Genomic DNA, 19,990 nt, shown 5'->3' on the forward strand with positions numbered 1-19,990 from the left:
ATCCCCTTAAGCAGTGCGGCGTACCGCACGATTTCGCATGTTTGGCCACCAGGCGGTGGCGCAACCCGCATTTTAATGTCACCCCACGCAGGCGGGGTGCGTAGGGCGCATCTTTTTTGCGGTCTTACCTATCACTTGCGGCGTATTCCCGATATTCCGCCCGCCGGTCTCCATTTCCCTGCGCGTTTGCCGTTAGACCTTTCGGGAGTGAACCCGGTGCCGGACGCGCAATGCATTGACGCCAGCAGCAACGCGCGACGGCCCAACCAAGCGGGGAAAACATATGTGGAAGTGGATGGATACGAGCATTCGGACGCGGCTGTCGATCCTGGTCGCGGCGTTCGCCGTGATGATCGGCGTGGTAGGGGGCGCGGGCATCGTCATCGGCCGCGCGACGAACGCCGATTTGCGCGCGGTGTACCTGGAGGACGCGAAAGGGCTGGATCTGCTGGCCAAGGACACCATCAATCTGCTGTGGGCGCGCATTCAATTGACCAATTTCGATTCGGTCTCGTCGCCCGAAGAGCTCAAGAAGCTGCTGTCGGACGCGCACACCATGGTCAAGTCGGCCAACGATGCCTGGGCCGAATTCATGAAGCTGCCGGTGCCTGAGGCCGACCGGGCCCAGTTGCAGGCGGCGGATGCCGCGCGCACGAAATTCGTCAAGACGGCGCTCGAGCCGGCCATCGCCGCGCTCGAGCGCAGCGATCTCACGTCCTACCGCGACCTGAACACCACGCAGGTGCCCCAGCTGTTCGTTGCATATGACACGGCGCTTGCCCCGCTGGTGAAGGCGCGCTTTGCCTATGGCCAGGCTCGCTTTGACCGCTCGCAATCGCGATACACGATGAGCATCTGGGTCTCGGGCGGCTTGTTGGCGGCTGCGCTGGTGCTGTCATTCGTTGCGCGCGGCGTGCTCGGCCGCACGGTGGTGCGTCCGCTGGAGCGCGCCATCCAGGTGTTCGAGCGGATGGCATCGGGTGATCTCGCCACGCGCATGGAAGGTCAGACCGCTGCCGGGCGACGTGATGAAACGGCGCGCCTGATGCACGCCGTGGCATCGATGCAGACCAGCCTGCAACAGATCATCGGCCAGGTGCGCACAGGCTCGGATTCAATTGCCAGTGCGACCAAGCAGATCGCGGCGGGCAATGCCGACCTGTCGCAGCGCACGGAGCAGCAGGCCAGCTCGCTGGAAGAAACCGCGTCGAGCATGGAAGAGCTGACCAGCATCGTGAAGCAGAACGCCGACAACGCCCGTCAGGCCAGCACGCTTGCCGTCAACGCCTCGGACATCGCCGTCAAAGGCGGCGAGGTGGTCGGCCGCGTGGTGGAAACCATGGCCGGCATCAACGAGAGCAGCAAGAAGATCGCCGACATCATCGGCGTGATCGAGGGCATCGCGTTCCAGACCAACATTCTTGCGCTGAATGCGGCGGTGGAAGCCGCGCGCGCGGGCGAGCAGGGGCGGGGCTTTGCGGTGGTGGCGGGTGAAGTGCGCAGCCTGGCGCAGCGCAGTGCCACGGCAGCCAAGGAGATCAAGGAACTGATCGGCGATTCGGTCGGCCGCGTGCGTAACGGCTCGGCGCTCGTGGCCGAGGCCGGTACGGTGATCGACGAAGTGGTGGTGGCCGTCAAGCGCGTGACCGACATCATGGGCGAGATATCCGCCGCCTCGGACGAGCAAAGTTCGGGTATCGAGCAGGTGAACCAGGCGGTGAACCAGATGGATGAGGTCACGCAGCAGAATGCCGCGCTGGTCGAGCAGGCGGCGGCCGCGGCGGAATCGCTGGAGGAACAGGCTGAGGCGTTGCGCAGCGCCGTGGCGGTCTTCCGCGTCGGGCACGCATAAGGCTGGAGCGCCCTTCCCGGCAGGCGGAAGGGCGCTCGTCTTCCTAGGGCAGGAGATCGCGCGCGCGCTCGGCAATCACGTCTTGCGTGTCGTCGATCCAGCGTGCCGGAAACGGCTGCGATAGCAGGTAACCCTGGATGACGTCGCACCGGCAGGCCCGCAAGGCCTGGAGTTGCGCGGCGGTTTCCACGCGCGTGGCGGTCACCGGCACGCCTGCTGCGTGGGCTGCGGCCACCAGGCGTTGCAGTGCGCCCTGGCTGTGCGCATCAGCCACGGCACCGACGACGCCCTGATCGAGCTTGACCTGGTCGGGGCGATAGGTCTTCAGGCAATCGAGGCTGTGCTCGGTCGCGCCGAAGTCTTCCACGGCCACGCGTGCGCCACATGCGTGCAGCGCTTCAATCGCCTCGCGCACGGCGCCATTGGCGCGGGAAAGGGCATGCTCGGATATCTCGAATACCAGCCGTGCCGTCGGTACCGCATGCCGCGCGGCGATATCCCGGACAACGTCGCTCAACCGCGGGTCGAGCAACTGTGCAATCGACAGGTTGACCGCCGCCTGCACACCGGGTTGATGTTGCCGGCCGCTCCGTCCTGCGCGTTCCGATTCTTCTCGCTGCAGGCCCGCCAGCATCTGGGCCGCGTTGTCGAGCACCCAGCGGCCCACCTCGCGGATGTCGCCCGTCTGCTCCAGGATCGGCAGGAAATCGGCAGGTGCGACACCGCCCAGTTCTGGCGAAATCCAGCGCAACAGCAGTTCATAGCCGACGATCCGCCCATCGGCCAGGCTCAGTTGCGGCTGCAGGTTCAGGCTGAACTGGCGGCGCGCCAGCGCGTGCCGCAATTGGGCCGCCAGGCGCGGCCGCTCTGCCACGGCGTCAATCGACTGGACCGTCGATGCAATGTCACCGGTGTGTGCCAGCGCCGGTGCGGGAGCATAGACGGCAGGGCCTGGCTTGCCACCATGCTGAGCGTGGTAGAGCGCACGGTCTGCCTGATCGATCAGCTGGGCGGCATCGGCAGGGGCGCTTTCGAACAGCGTCATGCCGATGCTGCACGAGCAGACCAACTCATAGCCGTGCGCGATGAACGGGCGCGTGAGCGATGCGGAAATGCGTCGGGCCAGGTCGTGTACCGCCTGGGCTGAAGCGAATGCCGACGATGCGATCGCGAAGGTTTCCTGGCCCACGCGACCCACGAAGGGGGCCGTGCCGTCGCTGCCTTGGGCACAGAGCGCTTTGAGCCGCGCCGCGCATTCAACAATGATGGCGCTTGCCGCGAGCGGACCCAGCGTCGTGATTGCCTCGGCAAAATGATCAAAGCTGACCAGCAGCAGCGCGCCGGTGCTGTCCGGTTGCCGGGCGCGAGGCATCGCTGCCAGCAACTGAACGAATCGGTCACGATCCGGCAATCCAGAAATCGGATCCAGACCCGGCGGCGCGATGGACGTGGCGCGACTCATGGATGAAGAGCGTCCTGCTAAATCCTGTGAAACGGAAATGCGTTGGCTTGCGCGGCTCATTAATGGTTTTGATTTGTCACGGCAAAGCTCTTGGCATCATAAGCCGAAACCCCGCTAACCGGGCCGCTTCCCGGCGCGCTGTCGCGGGAATCGTACGGCTCATTTCACCTTTGATGCGGGTTAAATCTGATTAAAGCGACTTGCCTATCCATAGCGTGTAGACACGCTTGCAACTACACCATGCGCTGGCTGCCCCAGAGCAGTTGCTCGTAGATGAAGCACTGCAGGAGCATCTTCTGCGCAGCCACCAGTTCGATGAATTCAACGCCGTACTGATACGTGTTGGGCAGATCGGCGGGCTTCTCGCTGCGGATGAGCGCGGCGGCCACCAGCTCCGAGTGGTAGTCGCGCGTCTTCACCCGAAAGCGCAGGCGCGCTGGCGCACCACTGACTTCGAGCCGATGCGCGGAGCGGAACGATGCGCCGGTCGTGCTGATGTCGGAGATATGGATCATGCGCGGTGGTTCGCCGCTCACCAGCATCTTGCCGATCACGTTGGCGCGCACGCGCAGCGATTTGCGCAACGTGCGGTTCTTGATCCGGCGCGGCGGCGAGAGCACGACGTATTCAAAAGGGATGCGGCAGACGGCCATGACCGTGCACTCGAAGCTGGCGATGCCCTCGCCCGAGAACGCGTGGATTTCCAGCAGCTCGTCCTTGACCGGCATGACCGTACGGCCGCCGTCGCTGGGCATGGTCATGAGCAGATGGCGCTGCGGGCTGTAACCGATGACGCGGGCCGCCCCCTTGCTTTGTCCGGCACCTGCGGTCAGGCGCACTGTCAGCATGCCGCCGGGGCGCAGGCCGAGCAGCTCCATGGCGATGGCGCGCTCGCCTTCCGGGTCCCCGTCCAGATCGGGCAGGAGCGTATTCGGAAACGCCGTGTTGGCAGAGGATGAGGCGGGTGGCGGTGCACCCTCGGCATGGCGGTGTGGCCGGTGCAGGGTGAACAGCAGGTCGATTTCCTCTGGCGAGTGGATGACGTCGCCCTTAGGGACGAGCAACTGCCCGTCGGCGTCGTGCATCGGCCACGGCAGGGGGATCGCAAGCGGAATGTCGAGAGGTTGAAGTTCGAGCATGTCAATGGAGCGCCCACAGCCCCGCGGGGCCACACGTGTTATACGGCAAAATGTTGCAGAACTTTAAGCGGGCACGGGAGTTGCACGTGTTGCAGGCATGAACGAGCACCACATGGATTCACGGACACGCGGGCACAGCGCGGCGCGACCGCCAAGGCAGCGCCTCTGGGCGATGGTGGAGCAGTTCTCACGCTATGTCGTGATCGGCTTCGGGGCGACGCTGGCGCACTATGTCGTGCTGTTCGGGCTGGTACAGGCCGGGGTGTCGCCCTGGCGGGCCTCGGTGGTGGGTAGCGTGATCGGCGCCACGCTCAACTACTTCATCAGCCGGCAGGCGGTGTTCAACAGCACGCGAGGCCACCTTGGCGCGATGGTGCGGTTCGGCCTGGTCGCGTTTCTGGCACTGGGTTGCAACGCGACCATCATGGCCATCGGCCTGGCGCTGGGGCTGTATTACCTGATTGCCCAGATGTTTGCCTCGGCCATCACCGCTGTCTTCAATTTTCTGGTGCACCGGCACTGGACGTTCCGCGATGCGGCGGCGATCGGGGCGCCCACGGAGGCGCTCCCCGCGGTTGCGCCTGCCCGACGGACGTGGGGAAGGCGCGGACGCTAGTGCCAGCGCTAGTGCCGGCCAGCCGCGGTTCGCATGCCTGCTGCGGCTTCCGTCGCAAAGGTCACTTCACCGATGCCGTCTGCGGGTGGGCTGGGGCCGTCGTCGCGCAGGCGTTCGACGACCAGGTGCACGTCGATGATGTCAGCCACGCCAGCCGCTTCGAGTGACACCAATGCCGCAAGCTGTGCAATCGCAAAGGTGTCCGCGAGCAACGGCGTGTCATCGTGCAAGTCGCCTGCAACGCGCATGCGTGATGCACCGCTTGCGGCGCGCGAGGCATGGTGTGCCGACTCTCGGGCACGGTACGCGAAATATGCGTCAGCGAAATGCACGCGGTGTGCATCAAAGACGCGGACGGCCGCAGTCAGCGCGTCATCGATCCACGCCGGATCGATGGGTTCGCTGCCCTCGGGCAGGCCCGCCAGCTTCAGGGCGTACCGGTGTGTCTGTGTACCCGGGGCGACAAAGCTCAATTCCATACAACCTCCTAGCACCGCGCACGCGCGCGCGGCTCGCCGTGTTGACTCGTCCCCCCGGAGCGATCTCCAAGCATAGTAGCGGAGCCTGCCTCGTTTGGCGGCCGTTTCCGTCGTCCGGATGAGCATGTTTTCCGACGCAGGCATCCGCAATGTGGAGCCTGCGGCGCCTGCGGAAAGCAAACGTGTGCGCCCGGGCCCGCCACCCCGCCACCTAACCGAAAGGCTGACTGCTCCACCGTTGGCGGCGGTGTACAGTGAGCGGATGCCCGGCATGGCCGGGCGGCTGCCGCCAAACGGCAGCGACACAACGCTGACGGGAATGACGCGGGGCGCGTTTCCTTCGCGTCGACTTCAAGCACGAGGGGCCAGAACGCATGTCTGGACCGTGTCCCCTCGCAGGAAGGGATTGCCCCGTTAACTTGCGGCTTCTATAGTCCGCCTCGATTCGCACACATGGATTGCGTGCGATCGGTCTGACAGCGCGTCTGCTGAACACGCAGACCATGAGATCGGTTACGGGGACCTACGCCGAGCACCACCGCGCCCGCCCAACGCAAACCCACTGCAATAGCGCTCTGGGGGCTGGCGTCATACATCGATTGCTCCGCTGACTGCCGCATTCGCGAAACTGCATCGCCATGCATGAGGACCACCACTTGTATAAGGCTGCGATCGAACATTCGCCGATAGGGATCGGCTTGTGCGCGCCCGAGGGTCGCTTCCTCGATGTGAACCGTGCCTTGTGCGCGCTCACGGGGCACGAGGCGCAGGCGTTGCGTTCGCGCGAACTCTTCGATCTGTGCCACCCCGATCACATCAAGCGCGCCCGAGAGAACATCGCCTCGCTGGTGGCAGGTCAGCGTGAGACGCTGTCGATGGAAACCCGCTTCGTGCGTCAGGATGGCAGTACCGTATGGGTGCAGGCCGACGTTGCCCTGGCCCACGAAGACAACGGCGATGGCAAGCATCTCGTCGTGCACGTGCAGGACATGACGGCACGCCGTCTCGCACTCGAATCGCTGCGCGCGTCGGAACAGCGGCTGGCGTATGTCCTGGACGGCGCCGGGCTGGGCACGTTCGATTGGTCCACGCGCGTGCGCCATGTCTCGTTCAACCGCCGCACTGCCGACATGCTCGGATACGCGCCCGCGGATCTACCCAACGATCCGGACGGCTGGTTCGCCATGGTGCACCCGCAAGATGCGCCACTCAGTGCGCGCCGTATCTACCGCCACCTGCGCGGTGACGCCGACTGCTTTGAAGTCGAACAGCGCATGCGCGCGGGGCATGGCCAGTGGATCTGGGTAGCCGCGCGCGGGCGCGTGACTGAACGGGATGCTCGCGGCATGGCCACACGCGTGAGTGGCACGCTGCTCGACGTGACCCAACGCCGGGCTGCGCTCGACCAGGCACACCACCTCGCGCTGCATGATCCGCTCACGGATCTTCCGAACGCCAGGCTGCTGCGCGACCGGCTGTTCGTTGCGATCCAGTCTGCACGCCGCGCGCGCGCGCAGGTCGCCGTCGTCTTCATCGACCTCGACCGCTTCAAGCCCGTCAACGACGAATACGGCCACGGTGTGGGCGATCTCGTTCTCAAGGCAACCGCCATGCGCTTGCGCAGCAGCCTGCGTGCATCCGACACGGTTGCCCGGTTGGGCGGCGATGAATTTGTCGCCGTCCTCACACACTGCTCCACGCGCGACGACGTGACACAGACCATCGAGCGCCTGATCGAGCAACTGCAGGCGCCGTTCCGTGTGGAGGGTCATGTGTTGTCGCTGGGCGTGAGTGCAGGTGTGGCGCTGTACCCGTCTGACGGGCGCGACGCGCAAACCCTGATCCGCAACGCCGATGCCGCCATGTATGAGGTCAAGCGGGCCGGCGGTAACGGCTTGGGCTTCCACGCCTCGCTCAACTATGAGCGCCTGATGGGAATGCGTTCGCGCAATCGCGACCGTGATATCGACGCAGACGGCCGCTAGGGCGGCATGCTCTTGCGCTGCGCGAAACGAAACGGCCTGCCGTCATGGCAGGCCGTTGTCTTGTTGAGCGCGGAGCCCGTTCAGAACGTGTAGCGCAAATAGAGCTCGTTCAGGTCGGTGCCCGGGTTCGGGCGCTTGATCGACGCATTCGAGAGATGCTCGAAGCGATAGCCGACCTGGAACTGTTGCTTGCTGCCGAATGCCACGCCCAGGCCGATCATGTCGGAAAACTGGAAGGCGGTGCTGAAGTTGTGTTCATCCGACGTGCGGGTGTGCGAGAGCAGACGCGGGCCGACGCCCAATTCCAGGAACGGCACCCACGAGCTGCCGCGCTTTTCAACGCGGAACAGCGGCGTGATGCCGAATTCCGTCAGGTTCTGGCGGTTGGTTCCGGCGGTCGAGCGCCACTGCGCGAGGGCAAGCTCCCAGTCCAGGTTGACGAACCAGCCTTGCGGGTTGCCCCAGTGGTAACCCGAGTCAAAATCCAGATCGACACCGTACTTCTCGATGCCGTGGCGGTTGTCCTTGCCGTAGATGACCCGCACGGACGGGTCGGCCTGGGCGGGAAGGGCGGCGAAGAGTGTAGCGGCACCCAGGGCGGTGGCCAGCAGCTTGGCGGAACGGGGGAGCGCGGATCGGATCATCAGAGAGAGGCAGAATCGTTTGAGCGGCGCGCGTGATTCACGGCAACAGCATTGGCCAACCACGCGCGCGGCGGACATGGCGGCAGGCAAAGAGACGGTCGCGATAACACCGGGCGACTGGCTTGCAAGACATCCGCAGACGCAAATCACGCGCCCGCCCTTGTCAGTCCAGTCCTGGCGATCGGAGCAGCCCGAAATAAAACCCGTCGATTATAGGGGCAACGCATCCGTAGCGTGCGCCCCTCCGCGCAAGGTGGTATTGCCGGGTGCGAAACACCCGCCGGGCCGCGCTGGCCGATGTGTCGACTACTGTGCGGCGGGAGCGGAGGCCGGCCGTGGGGCCGCCTGGCCAGCGAGCGGGCGCGCCTTCGGGCCGACCGCCGGCACCTCGCCATGCCAGCCGCCCCCCAGCGCCTTGACCAGCAGCACGGCCGCTGAATAGCGCTTGCCCTGCAGCGTGAGCAGCGTGCGTTCAGCGTTGTAGGCGGTAGCCTGCGCGGTGATCACCTCCAGGAAGCTGATCGTGCCTGCGCGATAGCGGTTCAAGTCCAGCTGTGCGGCTTCCTGGGCGGCCTTTACAGCATCGGCCTGTGCATCGAACTCCTGTGCCTGCCAGCGCAGGGCGGCCAGGTTGTCCTCGACGTCCTGGAAGGCGCCGAGCACCGTTTGGCGATAGGTCGCGACGGTGCCGTCGTACACTGCGCCTGCCTTGTCGACGGCCGCCGAGCGTGCGCCCGCGTCGAACAGCGTGGCCGCCAGCGATGGACCGATCGACCACACGCGGCTCGGCAGCGTGGCAAGGCGTGTAAGCGTATTGGCGGAAAGCCCGGCCGATGCACCCAGCGTCAGCGTCGGGAAGTAGGCAGCCTTGGCCACGCCGATCTGCGCGTTGGCCGCCGCCATGCGACGTTCTGCAGCGGCAATGTCGGGGCGGCGCTCCAGCACCGACGAGGGCACTTCGAGCGGAATCTCCGGCAACGCGGGCAACTCATCCACGTTGGAGGCGTTGACCGGCGCGAGCGAGAACTCGGCCGGCGGCTTGCCGATCAGTACCGCGATGGCGTGTTCGAGCTGCGCACGCGTGACCTCGCTGTCGAGTAACAGCGCCTGCGCCTGCTTGAGCTGCGTTTGCGCGGTCAGCACGTCGGAGCGCTGCGCCACGCCCACGGCATACTGGTTCTGCGTGAGCTTCAGGAACCGCTCGTAATCGGCCACGGTGCGCTGCAGGACGGCCTTCTGTGTATCCGTGACACGCAATTGAAAATAGTTCTGCGCAAGCGCCGCCTGTGCTGACAGCAGCGCCGAGGCGAGATCGCCTGCGCTGGCCTGTGCACTGGCCTCATTCGACTCGACCGAGCGGCGGATGCGGCCCCACAGGTCCAGTTCCCAACTGGCGTCGAGCGACAGGCTTTGCGAGTTGAGCAGGCTTGGGGTGCCGGTCGATAGGCTACCGTCCGGATTGACCGCGGTGCGTACCGAGCGGCTGCGCGTGGCCGACGCGCTGGCGCCCAGCGTCGGGTAAAACGCCGCCCGCGCCGATTGCACCAGAGCCTGCGCCTGCCGGTATTGCGCTTCGGCGACCAGGATGTTCTGGTTGGCGGCGGCGACCTGTTCTTCAAGCGCGTCCAGTTGCGGGTCGTTGAAGATCGCCCACCAGGTGCCGCGGGCGATGGCGTCATTGGGCGTGCCGACCTTCCAGTCGCCGGCTTCCTTGTAGTGCTGCGGCACCTCGGCATCCGGGCGTCGGTAGTCGGGGCCGACGGCGCATGCCGTGACGAGCGCGCAGGCGGTAAGCGCCGTCATGCGTACGAACGTGCGCGACAGCAGGCCGGAACGGTTGAGGGCTTGATCGCCTCTTTTCATGTCAGCTTCCTTGCGAATCCAATGCGGGCAACGGTGTGTCCTTGCTGCGCCCCGCGCGGCGCAGGCGCAGCCGGTCGAGCGCCAGGTAGACCACCGGCGTGGTGTAGAGCGTGAGGATCTGGCTGACCAGCAGCCCGCCCACGATGGAAATCCCGAGTGGCGTGCGCAGTTCGGCGCCGTCGCCACGGCCGAGTGCCAGGGGCAATGCGCCCAGCAGCGCCGCCATCGTCGTCATCAGGATCGGCCGGAAGCGCAGCACGCAGGCGTGGAAGATGGCATCTGCCGGACTCATGCCCTGGCTGCGCTCCGCCTCCAGGGCGAAGTCGATCATCATGATGGCGTTCTTCTTGACGATGCCGATCAGCAGGATCACGCCGATCAGCGCAATGATGGAAAAGTCCGTATCGGTGATGATCAGCGCCAGCAGCGCGCCCACCCCGGCCGAGGGCAGCGTGGAAAGAATCGTGATCGGATGCACATAGCTCTCATACAGCACGCCCAGCACGATGTAGATCGTGATGAGGGCAAAGAGGATCAGCATCGGCTGACTCGAGAGCGAGTCCTGGAACGCCTTGGCGGTGCCCTGGAAGCTGCCGTGCACGCTGGTCGGCACGCCGATGCGGTTCATGGCGTCCTGGATGTCCCGCGTGGCACCGGACAGCGACGCCCCGGGCGCCAGGTTGAATGAGATCGTGCTGGCAGCAAACTGGCCCTGGTGGTTGACCGCCAGCGCCGTGTTGGTCGGCTCGTAGTGCGAGAAGGTCGACAGCGGCACCTGCGCACCCGTCGACGTGATGAGGTAGATGTCACGCAGGCCATCCGGGCTCTGCCAGTACTGCGGCGCGGCTTCCATCACCACGCGGTACTGGTTGAGCGGGTTGTAGATTGTGGACACCTGGCGCTGCCCGAAGGCGTTGTTGAGCGCATTGTCGATGTCGCTCGGGTTGATGCCGAGCGACTTGGCCTTGTCCCGGTCGATGACGAGCGAGGTCTGCAGGCCCTTGTCCTGCGTGTCGGTGTTGACGTCCACCAGCGACTTCACCTGCGTCAGTGCCTGCTTGATCTTCGGGTCCCACGTACGCAGTTCGTTCAGGTCGTCCGCCTGCAGCGTGTATTGATACTGCGCATTGCTGGCACGGCCACCGACGCGGATGTCCTGCACCGATTGCAGGAACAGGTTTGCGCCTGGCTCGCGCGCGAGCTTGCCGCGCAGCCGGTTGATCACCTGATCGGCAGACAGCTTCCGTTCGGCCAAGGGCTTGAGCTGAATGAACATGAAGCCGCTGTTGCGCTGGCTGCCCCCCGTGAAGCCCACGACATTCTCCACTGCCGGGTCCTGCTGGATGATGTGGATGAAGTCCGTCACCTTGGTGCGCATGGCCTGGAAGGAGATGGCCTGGTCCGCCTGAATGTTGCCGATCACGCGGCCGGTGTCCTGCTGGGGGAAGAATCCCTTCGGCACGATCACGTAGAGGTAGACGTTCAGGCACACCGTGGCCAGCAGGATCAGCAGTGTGAGCCAGCTGTGCCGCAGCGCCCACGCCAGCGAGTTGCGGTACAGGTCGAGCAGCGCGTTGAAGAAGCCCTCGGTCTTGCGATGGAACCAGCCGTGCTCTTCTTCGGCGGCCGGCTTGAGCAAGCGCGCGCACATCATCGGCGTGGTGGTGAGCGACACGACCAGCGACACCAGGATGGCCACTGACAGCGTCACCGCGAACTCGCGGAACAGGCGCCCGACGATGCCGCCCATGAGCAGCAGCGGGATGAAGACCGCAATGAGCGAGAGACTCATCGACACCACCGTGAAGCCCACCTCGCGCGCGCCCTTGAGTGCCGCCTGCATGGGCCGCATGCCGTTCTCGATATGGCGCGAGACGTTTTCGAGCACCACGATGGCATCGTCGACGACAAAGCCCGTGGCGACGGTCAGCGCCATCAGCGACAGGTTGTCGAGACTGTATCCGCACAGGTACATCACCCCGAACGTGCCGACGAGCGATACCGGGACCGCGACACTGGGGATGAGCGTCGCGCGCACGTTGCGCAGGAACAGGAAGACCACCATGATCACCAGCGCGATCGACAGCACCAGCGTGCGCTCCACGTCCTTGAGCGAGGCGCGGATGGTGGGCGTGCGGTCCATCATCACGTCCAGGTTGATCTGCGCGGGGATGGTGTTGCGCAGGTAGGGCAGCACCGCGTTGATGCGGTCGACCGTGTCGATGATGTTCGCGCCCGGCTGCCTGCTGATGATGAGCAGCACCGAGGGCTTGCCGTTGGCGGAGCCGTAGTTGCGGATGTCCTGTACGCCGTCGGTCACCGCCGCGACATCGGACAACCGCACTGGAGACCCGTTGCGCCACGCGACGATGAGCGATTGGTATTCGACGGCCTTCTTGGCCTGGTCGTTGGCGTAGATCGTCCATACCCGATCGCCGGATTCCAGCATGCCCTTGGGCTTGTTGGCGTTGGTGCTGGCGATGACGGTGCGCACGGTCTCCATCGAGATGCCGTACTTGTTCAGCGCGGTCGGGTTCAGCTCCACGCGCACTGCGGGCAGCGACGCGCCGCCGATGTTGACCTGACCCACGCCGCTGACCTGCGACAGCTTCTGCGCGAGGATGGTTGACGCCGCGTCGTACAGCTCGCCGCGCGACATGGTGTCGGAGGTGAGGCCGAGGATCATGATCGGCGCATCGGCCGGATTGACCTTGCGATACGTCGGGTTGCTCGGCAGGCCCGACGGCAGCAGGCTGCGCGAGGCGTTGATGGCGGCTTGCACGTCGCGCGCCGCACCGTCAATGTCGCGCGACAGATCGAATTGCAGCGTGATGCGCGACGAGCCCAGCGAGCTGGACGACGTCATTTCCGTAATGCCGGCGATGCGGCCAAGCGAGCGCTCCAGCGGCGTCGCCACGGTGGCCGCCATGGTTTCAGGGCTCGCGCCGGGCAGGGAGGCACTGACGGAGATGGTCGGGAAGTCCACCTGCGGCAGCGGCGACACCGGCAGCAGCCGGAAGGCCGCCATGCCGGCCAATGCCACGCCGATGGTCAACAGCGCCGTGGCAACCGGCCGCGCGATGAACGTGGCGGACAGATTCATGGCTGGCCGCCGGGTTGGTTGGCACCGGGCGTGCCGTGGCGGCCGGTGCGACGCTGCGCGCGGCGCGTGCGCCAATCACGCAGGCGATGGCCGATGTTGTCGAACGCGAGGTAGATCACCGGCGTCGTGAACAGGGTCAGCACCTGGCTCACCAGCAGGCCGCCCACCATCGTGATGCCCAGCGGCTGGCGCAATTCCGAGCCCACGCCTGTGCCCAGCATCAGCGGCAGTGCGCCCAGCAGGGCCGCCATCGTGGTCATCAGGATCGGGCGGAAGCGCAGCAGGCACGCCTGATAGATGGCGTCACGCGGTTTCATGCCGTGCTCCCGCTCGGCCTCCAGCGCGAAGTCGATCATCATGATGGCGTTCTTCTTGACGATGCCGATCAACAGGATGATCCCGATGATGGCGATGAGGCCCATGTCCTTACCGGCGATCAGCAGTGACAGGAGCGCGCCCACGCCCGCCGACGGCAGTGTCGACAGGATCGTCACAGGGTGGATGGTGCTTTCGTACAGCACGCCCAACACGATGTACATCGTGATGACGGCCGCCAGGATCAGCCATAGCTGGTTGGACAACGATGCGCGGAACGCCAGCGCCGCGCCCTGGAAGCTGGTCTGCATGCTGGCCGGTAGGCCGATTTCCTGTTCGACGGCGTTGATTGTGTCGACCGCCGCGCCAAGCGACGCCCCTGGCGCCAGGTTGAACGAGATCGTCGCGACGGGGAACTGGCCCTGGTGGTTCACCACCAGCGAGCCGGGCTGCTCGACGAGCGTGGCAAACGCACCCAGCGGCACCTGCTGCCCGCTGCTGGAGGCCACGTGCAGGTCGTAGAGCGATTGCGGACCGCGCTGCATCCTCGGGTCCGTTTCAAGTACCACGCGGTACTGGTTCGACTGCGTGAAGATGGTCGATACCAGGCGCTGGCCATAGGCGCTGTAGAGCGCGCTGTCGACGGCCGCCATCGTGATGCCATAGACGGCCGCCTTGTCGCGGTCGACCTGCACGTACGCACGCAAGCCGTTGTCCTGCAGGTCGCTGGCGACATCGCGCAGCTCATGGGTCTGCTGCAGGCGCTCCACCAGCCGGGGAACCCATTTGGAAAGGTTCTTCGGATCCGGGTCTTCCACCGTGAACTGGTACTGCGTGCGGCTGACGCGGTCTTCGATCGTCAAGTCCTGCACGGGTTGCATGTACAGGGAAATGCCTGCCACCTTGGCCAGTTCAGGCTGCAGCCGCTGAATGATCTCGCTGGCGCTGGCGTCGCGCTCGCCCTTCGGCTTCAGGTTGATCAGCATGCGGCCGCTGTTGAGCGTGGTATTCACGCCGTCCACGCCGATGAACGATGACAGGCTCTCGACCGCCGGGTCCTTGAGCACCACCTCGGCAAGCTTCTGCTGACGCTCGGCCATGGCCGGGAAGGAGATCGATTGCGACGCGTCGGAAATGCCCTGGATCACGCCGGTGTCCTGCACGGGGAAGAAGCCCTTGGGCACCACCACGTAGAGCAGCACCGTCAGCACCAGCGTGCCGATGGCCACCAGCAGTGTGCTCTTCTGTCGATCGAGCACCCACTGCAGCATGCGGCCATAGTGCGCGATGACGCTGTCGAAGAAGGCTCCAGCAGCGTGGTAGAAGCGCGATTGCTCGGCCTCTGGAATGTGCTTGAGCAGGCGTGCGCACATCATCGGTGTGAGCGTGAGCGAGACCACGGCGGAGATCAGGATCGACACCGCCAGCGTGATCGCGAACTCGCGGAAGAGCCGGCCCACCACGTCGCCCATGAACAGCAGCGGAATGAGCACGGCGATCAGCGAGAACGTCAGCGAGATGATGGTGAAGCCGATCTGCTTGGAGCCCTTGAGCGCCGCTTCCATGGGCGGATCGCCGTCTTCAATGTAGCGGGCGATGTTCTCGATCATGACGATGGCGTCGTCCACCACGAAGCCGGTGGCAATGGTCAGCGCCATCAGCGTCAGGTTGTTGATGGAGAACCCCGCCATGTACATCACGCCGAAGGTGCCCACCAGCGACAGCGGCACCGCGACCGCCGGAATCACGGTGGCCGGCACGTTGCGCAGGAACAGGAAGATCACCATCACGACCAGCGCCACGGCCAGCATCAGCTCGAACTGCACATCCGACACGGACGCGCGGATGGTGGTGGTGCGGTCGGTCAGCAACGACACCTCCACGTTGCCGGGCAGGGTGTCTTTCAACTGCGGCAGCAGGGCCTTGGCGCGATTGACCACCTCGATCACGTTGGCGCCAGGCTGGCGTTGCACGTTCAGGATGATGGCGGGCGTGGTGTTGGCCCAGGCGGCCAGCTTGCTGTTCTCGGCGCCGTCGATGATCTGCGCGACGTCCGTCAGGCGGATCGGCGCGCCGTTCTTGTAGGCGACGATCATCCGGCCGTACTCGGCGGCCGAGTGGAGCTGGTCGTTGGCGTCGATGGTCGATGCGCGCATGGGGCCGTCGAAGCTACCCTTGGCGCCATTGACGTTGGCCGTGCCGATGGCAGTGCGAATGTCGTCGATCGACAGCCCGAGCGCCGCCAGCGCCGACGTGTTGGCCTGAATGCGCACGGCCGGCCGCTGCCCACCGCTGATGCTCACCAGGCCGATACCCGGCAACTGCGACAGCTTTTGTGCGATGCGGGTGTCGACCAGGTCTTCGAGTTTTGGCAACGGCATCGTGCTGGAGGTGATCGCCAGCGTCATGATCGGCGCGTCGGCCGGATTGACCTTGCTGTAGATCGGCGGCATCGGCAGGTCGTTCGGCAGCAGGTTGCTGGCCGCATTGATGGCCGCCTGTACTTCCTGCTCGGCAATGTCGAGCGAGAGCGACAGGTCGAACTGCAGCGTGATCACGGAGGCGCCGCCCGAGCTGGCCGACGTCATCTGCTTCAGCCCTGGCATCTGGCCGAACTGCCGTTCCAGTGGGGCCGTGATGGACGACGTCATGACGTCCGGACTTGCGCCCGGGTACAACGTCGTCACCTGAATGGTCGGGTAATCGACCTCGGGCAGCGCGGAGAGCGGCAGCATCCGGTACGCCACCAGGCCAGACAGCAGGATGGCGATCATCAGCAAGGTGGTCGCCACGGGCCGGAGGATGAAGATTCGGGAGGGATTCATGCCAGCTCGGAACAGAAGACTTCGTCGGGCGAGTGCGTGCCGTGCGCCGCTCGGGGCTTACGGTTTGGCGGCCGGGGCGCTCGCGGCGGGCGCCGAGGCGCCATCCTGCCCACGGCGGTGACGGCGCCCCTGCTGTCCGTCTTGGCCTGCCGCAGGGGCACTGGCCGGGGTGGCGCCAGGCTGGATCACCTCGACCGGGGCGCCATCGCGCAGCTTGTCGGCGCCGTCGATGACGACACGCTCACCGGGCTTCAGGCCCTGCGCAACCGATACCCGGTCGCCTTCGGTCACACCCAGCTTGACCACGCGCAGCGTTACCTTGCTGTCTTCACCGACGACATAGACGAAGGTGCCCTGCGTACCCCGCTGGATGGCGGCGCCCGGCACGACAACGACATCGCGTAGCGTGTCCACACGCATCCGAACGTTGACGAACTGGTTCGGGAACAGGGCCGCGTTCCGGTTCGGGAACTGGGCACGCAGCTTGACCGTGCCGGTTGCGCTATCGATGGTGTTGTCCACGGTCATCAGTGTGCCGTGCGCAAGCACCGTGGTCTGGGCGCGGTCCCAGGCTTCCACGGGCAGTTTGTCGCCGGATTGCAGGCGAGGCATGACCTTGGGCAGACTGTCTTCAGGGATGGAGTACAGGACCGTGATGGGATCGATCTGCGTGATGACGACAATCCCGTTGGCATCCGATGCGTGCACGATGTTGCCCGGGTCAACCTGGCGCAAGCCCACGCGGCCCGACACCGGTGCCGTGATGCGCGTGTAGGACAGTTGCACGCGCGCGTTATCGACATTGCCCTGATCCAGCTTGACCGTACCTTCGTACTGCCGCACGAGCGCCGCCTGCGTATCCACCTGTTGCTTGGCGATGGAATCCTGCGACAGCAGTGTCTGGTAACGCTGCAGATCCAGCTTGGCATTCTGCAGCAGCGCCTGGTCGCGCGCCAGCTGGCCTTCGGCCTGCGCGAGTTGCGCCTGATAGGTGCGCGGGTCGATCTCGGCGAGCAGGTCGCCGGCCTTGACGGCCTGGCCTTCCGTAAAGGCCAGTCGCACGAGTTGGCCATCCACCCGCGTTTTGACGGTCACGTTGTTGACGGGCGTCACGTTGCCCAGCGCGGACAGCACCACATTGATGTCGCCCCTGGCGGCAGTGGCCACCATCACCGGCATCGGCTTGCTGGCCATGGCTCCACCCCGTCCGCCCGGCCCGCTTCGCCCGCCGCCCGTGCGATGCATCGCGTGATAGACCGCGTAGCCGATCAGCGCCAGGATGATGATGACGACCCACAGGCCCCAGCGCCCGCGCCTGTCGCCCTCACGTGGAGGCGGCAGCAGCGTCGCGGACACCGCATGTCGCGTTTCGTGCTTGTCGCGTCCGGCGTCGGACTGGCTGGGTGTCTGGTCCTTGGCGTCGGACATGTCGGTATTCCTGTTCTTGGCAATATGGGGTCGAGCGCACATGATAACGGGCACCCGATCCGGTCAGCCCGCAGCTTAAAGGCATCGTCTTTGCGTTGAATGCGCCAAGTCACGGGTTGTGTTACGTCAGATTACAAACCCGTTACGGTGTTACCGCGAGAAACAATATGGCGAATGTGCGTGGGCTTCGTGCGGGCCGTAGTCGCTATCATGAGCGCACCGTCCAGCCTCTTCCAGACACTCCCCCAGACAGATGAGCAGCACCAAGATCCTGGTCGTCGATGACGACGTCGAACTGCGCGACCTGCTGCGCGAATATTTGACCCAACAGGGTTTTGCCGTGTCCGTGCTGCATGATGGTGATGGCCTGGCAGCGCGGCTCGAGCGCGAGCGTCCCGCCCTGGTCGTGCTCGACCTGATGATGCCCAAGGTGGACGGCCTGTCTGCCCTGCGCGACCTGCGCGCCCGCAACGACGACGTACCAGTCATCCTGCTCACCGCCCGCAGTGACGAGATCGACCGCATCATCGGCCTGGAGATCGGCGCGGACGATTACCTCGGCAAGCCGTTTTCCCCGCGCGAACTGCTCGCCCGCATCAATGCGGTGCTGCGTCGTCGGCAAGCGGTGCCGGCTTCCGCCCCCGAAGATCGCGACAGCTTTGCCTTTGGACCGTTCAAGCTCAACTTCCGCATGCGCACGCTGTTTCGCGGTGACCGCGCCCTGGTCATCAGCGATACCGAATTCGCGCTGCTCAAGCTGCTGATCGCGCATGCCATGCAGGTGCTCACACGCGAGCACATCGTCGAGCTGATGTACGGCCCAGGCAGCAGCGTGTCCGACCGCGGCATCGACGTGCAGATCTGGCGCCTGCGCCGCGTCCTTGAGGAAGACGCCCAGCGTCCGCGCTATATCCAGACCGTGCGCGGTCGGGGCTACACCTTCGTGCCCGACGAGCGGGAAGAACAGGGCGAGCGCGATGAAGTTCAAGGCTAGATTCGACACGCTCTTCGGCCGGTTGGCGATACTGATCGTCGTCGTGCTGGTGCTGAGCCACTTCTCCTGGCTTGGCATCCTGCGTGCGGAGCGGCGCGAACGGCAGTTCCAGGCGTCGGTTGACCAGATGGCGTTTCAGCTGCAGGCCTTCCAGGCGGTAGTGGATGGCCGCCTGCGCATGACATTGCCCGACCTCGTGACGGAGACCAATGAAGCGCCAGCCAGCGACGCCCTGTCGGCATCCGACAAATCCGCCGAGCTGGCCCGCCAGCTTGCACGACGGCTGCCTGCCGGGACCGAATTACGGTTGGAGGCCGCCGCTACGCCGCGGGTGTTCGTACGTTTTCCGCAGCGCAGCAAGTGGATCGCCATGCCGCTGGTCTGGGTGCATGCACCTCCAACCATTTCGGCTGTCGTGCCGGGTGTGATGGTGGTGCTGGCGATTGCCATCGCGTTTTCGCTGCTTGCCGCGTGGCAGATCCAGCGTCCCGTGCGTGCGCTGGCCGACGCCGCGGGGGCACTGGCCCGCCGCCGCTATGTGACGCCGCTCAAGGAGCGCGGCCCCTACGAGCTGCGCCAGTTGACCGATCGGTTCAACCACATGGCCGCCGACCTGTCGGCCACCGACGAAGAGCGCAACACCATGCTGGCGGGCATTGCTCATGACCTCAAGACGCCGCTATCGCGCCTGCGTCTGCGCGCCGAGATGCTGGCTGACCAGAAGGCCAGCGCCGGCATCGAGCGCGATGTGGCATCCATGTCGGCCATCGTCGAGCAGTTTCTCGCCTATGCGCAAAGCGGCGATAGCGAAGCGCGGGAGGTATCGGTCGACCGCCATCTGCGCGGCCTCGCACAGCCCTTTGCCGAACATGGCAAGCATGTCGCGCTTGATCTGCATGCGGGAGATCGCTTCCGGCTCAAGCCGACCCATCTGGAGCGCATCGTCGTCAATCTGTTGGACAACGCCTTCGCCTATGGCGCGGCGCCCGTCACTGTCCGAACGACCGCCGATGAGCGCGGTTACACGTTGACGGTGGAGGACCATGGTGCGGGCGTTCCCGAGGCGGATATCGACCGCGTCATGCGGCCCTTTGTCCGGCTGGACCCGGCTCGCGGCGGGAATGCGCACTGCGGGCTTGGGCTCGCGATCGTCGACCGGCTGGTGCGGCATCTGGGTGGCGAGCTGGAGGTCGGGCCTGCGACGCCGGGTGCGTCGTCGCCGGGCTTTCGCGTGACGATGCGGTTTCCGTTGTCGGCTGCGACGGCCTGACACATAGGCTGGTCA

At 65.3% G+C, this 19,990-nt stretch carries 13 protein-coding genes; 5 read left to right on the forward strand and 8 right to left on the reverse strand.

From position 1 onward, the window contains the following. Nucleotides 1-283: 283 nt before the first annotated feature. Entirely contained in the window at nt 284-1,852 is a 1,569-nt protein-coding gene (locus tag R2N03_RS11010; RefSeq protein ID WP_316657608.1) for a methyl-accepting chemotaxis protein, read from the forward strand. 43 nt (nt 1,853-1,895) lie between these two features. On the opposite strand, the gene R2N03_RS11015 is transcribed toward R2N03_RS11010, so the two are convergent. Both R2N03_RS11015 and R2N03_RS11020 read right to left on the reverse strand, forming a co-directional pair. After that, complete coding sequence (locus R2N03_RS11015; RefSeq protein ID WP_316657609.1) at nt 1,896-3,314, reverse strand: EAL domain-containing protein; 1,419 nt, start codon at nt 3,312-3,314, stop codon at nt 1,896-1,898. A gap of 233 nt (nt 3,315-3,547) precedes the next feature. After that, nucleotides 3,548-4,453 carry a flagellar brake protein gene (locus tag R2N03_RS11020; protein ID WP_316657611.1) on the reverse strand — a complete coding sequence of 302 codons (906 nt, stop codon included), beginning with the start codon at nt 4,451-4,453 and terminating at the stop codon, nt 3,548-3,550. A 112-nt stretch (nt 4,454-4,565) separates the two neighbouring features. Here R2N03_RS11020 and R2N03_RS11025 point away from each other — a divergent pair, with 112 nt between their 5' ends. Beyond that, complete coding sequence (locus R2N03_RS11025) at nt 4,566-5,069, forward strand: GtrA family protein (RefSeq protein ID WP_316657612.1); 504 nt, start codon at nt 4,566-4,568, stop codon at nt 5,067-5,069. A gap of 8 nt (nt 5,070-5,077) precedes the next feature. Here R2N03_RS11025 and R2N03_RS11030 read toward each other — a convergent pair whose 3' ends face one another. After that, nucleotides 5,078-5,548 (reverse strand): hypothetical protein, encoded by a 471-nt coding sequence (locus R2N03_RS11030; RefSeq protein WP_316657613.1) that lies wholly within the window; start codon nt 5,546-5,548, stop codon nt 5,078-5,080. Nucleotides 5,549-6,186: 638 nt separating this feature from the next. Between R2N03_RS11030 and R2N03_RS11035 the strand changes: the two genes are divergently transcribed. Then, nucleotides 6,187-7,533 (forward strand): diguanylate cyclase domain-containing protein, encoded by a 1,347-nt coding sequence (locus R2N03_RS11035; RefSeq protein ID WP_316657614.1) that lies wholly within the window; start codon nt 6,187-6,189, stop codon nt 7,531-7,533. A gap of 80 nt (nt 7,534-7,613) precedes the next feature. Here R2N03_RS11035 and R2N03_RS11040 read toward each other — a convergent pair whose 3' ends face one another. The 5 genes from R2N03_RS11040 to R2N03_RS11060 all read right to left on the reverse strand — a co-directional run bounded on the left by R2N03_RS11040 (nt 7,614) and on the right by R2N03_RS11060 (nt 17,711). Continuing rightward, on the reverse strand, nt 7,614-8,177 hold the full coding sequence (locus R2N03_RS11040) for an acyloxyacyl hydrolase (protein ID WP_316657615.1): 564 nt from the start codon (nt 8,175-8,177) through the stop codon (nt 7,614-7,616). A 306-nt stretch (nt 8,178-8,483) separates the two neighbouring features. Further along, nucleotides 8,484-10,040 (reverse strand): AdeC/AdeK/OprM family multidrug efflux complex outer membrane factor, encoded by a 1,557-nt coding sequence (locus tag R2N03_RS11045; protein ID WP_316657616.1) that lies wholly within the window; start codon nt 10,038-10,040, stop codon nt 8,484-8,486. A 1-nt stretch (nt 10,041) separates the two neighbouring features. After that, complete coding sequence (locus tag R2N03_RS11050; protein ID WP_316657617.1) at nt 10,042-13,143, reverse strand: multidrug efflux RND transporter permease subunit; 3,102 nt, start codon at nt 13,141-13,143, stop codon at nt 10,042-10,044. Beyond that, complete coding sequence (locus R2N03_RS11055) at nt 13,140-16,283, reverse strand: MdtB/MuxB family multidrug efflux RND transporter permease subunit (protein ID WP_316657618.1); 3,144 nt, start codon at nt 16,281-16,283, stop codon at nt 13,140-13,142. Before R2N03_RS11055 ends, R2N03_RS11050 begins: the two co-directional genes overlap by 4 nt. 57 nt (nt 16,284-16,340) lie before the next feature. Next, nucleotides 16,341-17,711 carry an MdtA/MuxA family multidrug efflux RND transporter periplasmic adaptor subunit gene (locus R2N03_RS11060; protein WP_316657619.1) on the reverse strand — a complete coding sequence of 457 codons (1,371 nt, stop codon included), beginning with the start codon at nt 17,709-17,711 and terminating at the stop codon, nt 16,341-16,343. A 253-nt stretch (nt 17,712-17,964) separates the two neighbouring features. Between R2N03_RS11060 and R2N03_RS11065 the strand changes: the two genes are divergently transcribed. Both R2N03_RS11065 and R2N03_RS11070 read left to right on the forward strand, forming a co-directional pair. Beyond that, nucleotides 17,965-18,705 (forward strand): response regulator, encoded by a 741-nt coding sequence (locus R2N03_RS11065; protein WP_316657620.1) that lies wholly within the window; start codon nt 17,965-17,967, stop codon nt 18,703-18,705. Beyond that, a complete protein-coding gene (locus tag R2N03_RS11070) occupies nt 18,689-19,975 on the forward strand; it encodes an ATP-binding protein (RefSeq protein ID WP_316657621.1) in 1,287 nt (428 codons plus the stop codon). Before R2N03_RS11065 ends, R2N03_RS11070 begins: the two co-directional genes overlap by 17 nt. Nucleotides 19,976-19,990 lie beyond the last annotated feature (15 nt).

Source organism: Ralstonia condita (assembly GCF_958405655.1).
GTDB lineage: Bacteria > Pseudomonadota > Gammaproteobacteria > Burkholderiales > Burkholderiaceae > Ralstonia > Ralstonia condita.

What these genes read in the sequence shown, in the direction of transcription:
- R2N03_RS11010 (WP_316657608.1), top strand. Translation starts at nt 284, where the DNA reads ATGTGGAAGTGGATGGATACGAGCATTCGGACGCGGCTGTCGATCCTG.
- R2N03_RS11015 (WP_316657609.1), bottom strand. Translation starts at nt 3,314, where the DNA reads ATGAGTCGCGCCACGTCCATCGCGCCGCCGGGTCTGGATCCGATTTCT.
- R2N03_RS11020 (WP_316657611.1), bottom strand. Translation starts at nt 4,453, where the DNA reads ATGCTCGAACTTCAACCTCTCGACATTCCGCTTGCGATCCCCCTGCCG.
- R2N03_RS11025 (WP_316657612.1), top strand. Translation starts at nt 4,566, where the DNA reads ATGGATTCACGGACACGCGGGCACAGCGCGGCGCGACCGCCAAGGCAG.
- R2N03_RS11030 (WP_316657613.1), bottom strand. Translation starts at nt 5,548, where the DNA reads ATGGAATTGAGCTTTGTCGCCCCGGGTACACAGACACACCGGTACGCC.
- R2N03_RS11035 (WP_316657614.1), top strand. Translation starts at nt 6,187, where the DNA reads ATGCATGAGGACCACCACTTGTATAAGGCTGCGATCGAACATTCGCCG.
- R2N03_RS11040 (WP_316657615.1), bottom strand. Translation starts at nt 8,177, where the DNA reads ATGATCCGATCCGCGCTCCCCCGTTCCGCCAAGCTGCTGGCCACCGCC.
- R2N03_RS11045 (WP_316657616.1), bottom strand. Translation starts at nt 10,040, where the DNA reads ATGAAAAGAGGCGATCAAGCCCTCAACCGTTCCGGCCTGCTGTCGCGC.
- R2N03_RS11050 (WP_316657617.1), bottom strand. Translation starts at nt 13,143, where the DNA reads ATGAATCTGTCCGCCACGTTCATCGCGCGGCCGGTTGCCACGGCGCTG.
- R2N03_RS11055 (WP_316657618.1), bottom strand. Translation starts at nt 16,283, where the DNA reads ATGAATCCCTCCCGAATCTTCATCCTCCGGCCCGTGGCGACCACCTTG.
- R2N03_RS11060 (WP_316657619.1), bottom strand. Translation starts at nt 17,711, where the DNA reads ATGTCCGACGCCAAGGACCAGACACCCAGCCAGTCCGACGCCGGACGC.
- R2N03_RS11065 (WP_316657620.1), top strand. Translation starts at nt 17,965, where the DNA reads ATGAGCAGCACCAAGATCCTGGTCGTCGATGACGACGTCGAACTGCGC.
- R2N03_RS11070 (WP_316657621.1), top strand. Translation starts at nt 18,689, where the DNA reads ATGAAGTTCAAGGCTAGATTCGACACGCTCTTCGGCCGGTTGGCGATA.